Source organism: Candidatus Sodalis sp. SoCistrobi (assembly GCF_900143145.1).
In the GTDB taxonomy this organism is placed as follows: Bacteria; Pseudomonadota; Gammaproteobacteria; order Enterobacterales; family Enterobacteriaceae; genus SoCistrobi.
This window is the reverse complement of sequence record NZ_FRDB01000296.1, coordinates 1-2,775: the sequence shown is the minus strand read 5'-3', so window position 1 is coordinate 2,775 and position 2,775 is coordinate 1. Positions and strand designations below refer to the sequence as shown.

Sequence of the window (2,775 nt, the reverse complement as noted above, 5' to 3'; positions counted from 1 at the left end):
TCATATGCTGTTTAACCAGCGTCTGATATCGGCGGGTAAGGCGAGAGTCAATCCCGCCAACAGATAGGTTGAAATCATTCTGCAAAGTAATAACAGGTATCACGATAAATGTGTAGATACCTATGCCTTACCGGCTGGGAAAGGGATGGATATATCAATTTCATTACCACGGCATGGTGCGCGGCGATGAGGAGTGTTTCTTTCGCGACTGCATTTTTGAACTGCCGCTGCATTATATGGTGAAGCACCGCTATCTGGTGCCGCCTGAGCGGTTGGATATGCCGGTGCGCCATTATGATTTCAGCCGCCTTCTCCCCAACGCGCTGGGCGACTACCCCGAAACAGCGCTTAACGGTGAATTACAGCGCCAGCGGCGCATCACACCGCTGATTGTCGCGCAAATCCGTGATTACGGCGCCGCCAGACGGGGCGTGATGATCTTTGCCGCCACCGTTGAGCACGCCAGCGAAATTCTCGGCCTGCTGCCCTCGGATCAGGCGGCGCTGGTCAGCGCCGCGACCCCGGCCGCCGAGCGCGACAGGTTGATTGACGTCTTCCGCGCGCGGCGCCTGCATTACCTGGTCAACGTCGCGGTGCTGACCACCGGTTTCGGTGCGCCCCATGTTGACGTTATCGCCATCTTGCGCCCGACGGCCTCGGTGAGCCTGTACCAGCAGATCGTCGGCCGCGGGTTGCGGCTTTATCCCGGCAAAACCGCCTGTCTCATCCTGGATTATGCCGGTAACGGGCACGATCTCTACTCGCCGGAAGTCGGGCAGGCAAAACCGGACGGGCAGAGCCAGCCGGTGCAGGTTTTTTGCCCTGCCTGCGGTTTCGCCAATCTGTTTTGGGGCAAAACGACGGGCGACGGCGAGGTGATTGAGCATTACGGCCGTCGCTGCCAGGACTGGCATGAAGACGAACGGGACGCGCGGCAGCAATGCGACTACCGCTTTCGCTTTAAACTGTGCGCCGACTGCGGCGCGCAGAACGACATCGCCGCCCGCCGCTGCCACCATTGCCAGCGGATCCTGCTCGACCCTGATGATATAGCTCAAGGCGGCGCTACGGCTGAAGGATGCGCTGGTGCTGCGCTGTAGCGGCATGTCGCTGCGCGCGGGTCAGGATGATAAGGGGGAATGGCTGCAGGTGACCTATTATGACGAGGACTGCGCCGACGTCGGCGAGCGCTACCGCCTGCATACGCCGGCGCAGCGGCGGCTGTTTGCGCTGCGGTTTCTGCCGTTGCACTTGCGCGCGCCGGGGATGGCGTTTACCTGGGAGCGGGCGAAGGACATCGAAGCGGCAGGGGACAAGTTACGGGCGCCGGATTTTGTGGTTGCCCGCCGGCGCGGCCATTTTTGGCAGGTGCGCGAAAAAGTCTTCGACTATCAGGGCCGCTTGCGCCGCGCCCATGAATTACGCGGCTGACCGGGTTTTGTTTGCTCCGCGCCGGGAATTCCGGTAAAATTCTGCCCGCTTACTGACAAGCATGTTTATCCTGCCTGCTGCTGGGTCGCCTGTAGCAGGTTCAATTCCCGGTTTTGAGAAAAATTATGTTAACCATCAACGCTGAAATCCGTAAAGACCAGTGCAAGGGTGCGAGCCGCCGCCTGCGTCTTGCGAACAAGTTCCCGGCTATCGTTTACGGCGGCGCCGAAGCGCCGGTCGCCATCGAGCTGGATCATGATATCGTTCTGAACACCCAGACCAAAGACGGTTTTTACACCGACGTTCTGGCACTGGTCATCGACGGTAAAGAAAGTAAAGTGAAGGTACAGGCGGTGCAACGTCATCCGTTCAAACCGAAACTGACCCACATCGATTTCGTTCGCGCTTAAGCGTTCAATGTCGAGAGAAAACGCCGCCACCTGCGGCGTTTTTTTTTACCCGATGCCGAGAGCCGGTCTGTCGCCAGAGTCTTGTCAGGTGGCCGTTTGCCCGCGTCAGTGGCCTATGACGTGGCGAGCCCCCGCGCTGAGTGGTTGACGCCGTTACTCTGCGCCTATCGACTCTAGCCGCGCTTAATGACCCCCAAACCGTTTTTTCAGCTTGTCCGACAATCGGCCCTCTACCCTTTCATTAATCTTCTCGACCACCGAGTCTATCAGCGCCTCGCCCGCCGTTATGCCAATCGCATCCGTCGTGGCATCGTCAGTGGTCGCCGCCGCCGCTGATTTGACCGCCGAACCAACCGCGTCCTGCAGCGTTTCGCTTACCGCATCCCCCGCCGACTCGACAGCGCTTTCGATGACGGCTTCACCCACCTCTTTTGCGGCTTCAATGGCCGCTAACGCGATAAGCCCAGCTACCGGTCCGCCGATTAACGTCCCGGCTTCCGCGGCTTCAACCTCCAGGTTATCCACAGCCACCTCCGCTACCGTTTCCAAGACCACCTCCCCTGCGGTTTCCTCAACCGGGGCTGCAGCCAGCTCCGCCGCGCTTGTGGCAGCCGCATCCGTTGCCGACTCCTCGCCTAATTCCGCGGCTTCGCCTCCCGCCCCTGGAAAATTGGCGCGTCCGCCATCAGCTAGCTCCTGCATCTCAATAGACAGGGCTGTTAACTTCATATCATTTGCACTAACGTCTCCAGTGTTCACGTCCATACGATGAGGAAAACATGCTGTTTGGAGGACTTTTTTCTGAACTGAATCACCCCGGATAAATTAGAGTCTATACTTTAAAAGTGGAGGTCTCTATGACAACGACCAAACGTTACTCTCCGGAAGTCCGTGAACGGGCAGTTAATCTAGTGCTGGAAACTCAGCATGAGCA

Annotated in this window: 2 protein-coding genes and 1 pseudogene; 2 read left to right on the top strand and 1 reads right to left on the bottom strand. The window is 58.5% G+C overall.

Going from position 1 to position 2,775, the window contains the following annotated elements:
* Positions 1-125 precede the first annotated feature (125 nt).
* Positions 126-1,431 (top strand): annotated as a pseudogene (locus CINSTRO3249_RS14730) (DEAD/DEAH box helicase); the annotation flags it as partial.
* Positions 1,432-1,556: 125 nt separating this feature from the next.
* The gene (rplY, locus tag CINSTRO3249_RS14725) at positions 1,557-1,841 is read left to right on the top strand and encodes a 50S ribosomal protein L25 (RefSeq protein WP_074013798.1); all 285 of its coding nucleotides are present in this window, start codon (positions 1,557-1,559) and stop codon (positions 1,839-1,841) included.
* Positions 1,842-2,024: 183 nt separating this feature from the next.
* Here the strand turns inward: rplY and CINSTRO3249_RS14720 are convergent, their stop codons facing one another.
* Complete coding sequence (locus CINSTRO3249_RS14720; protein WP_125933212.1) at positions 2,025-2,570, bottom strand: hypothetical protein; 546 nt, start codon at positions 2,568-2,570, stop codon at positions 2,025-2,027.
* Positions 2,571-2,775: the final 205 nt, after the last annotated feature.

Coding starts and splice junctions, on each gene's coding strand:
- rplY (WP_074013798.1), top strand. CDS start 1,557: ATGTTAACCATCAACGCTGAAATCCGTAAAGACCAGTGCAAGGGTGCG.
- CINSTRO3249_RS14720 (WP_125933212.1), bottom strand. CDS start 2,570: ATGAAGTTAACAGCCCTGTCTATTGAGATGCAGGAGCTAGCTGATGGC.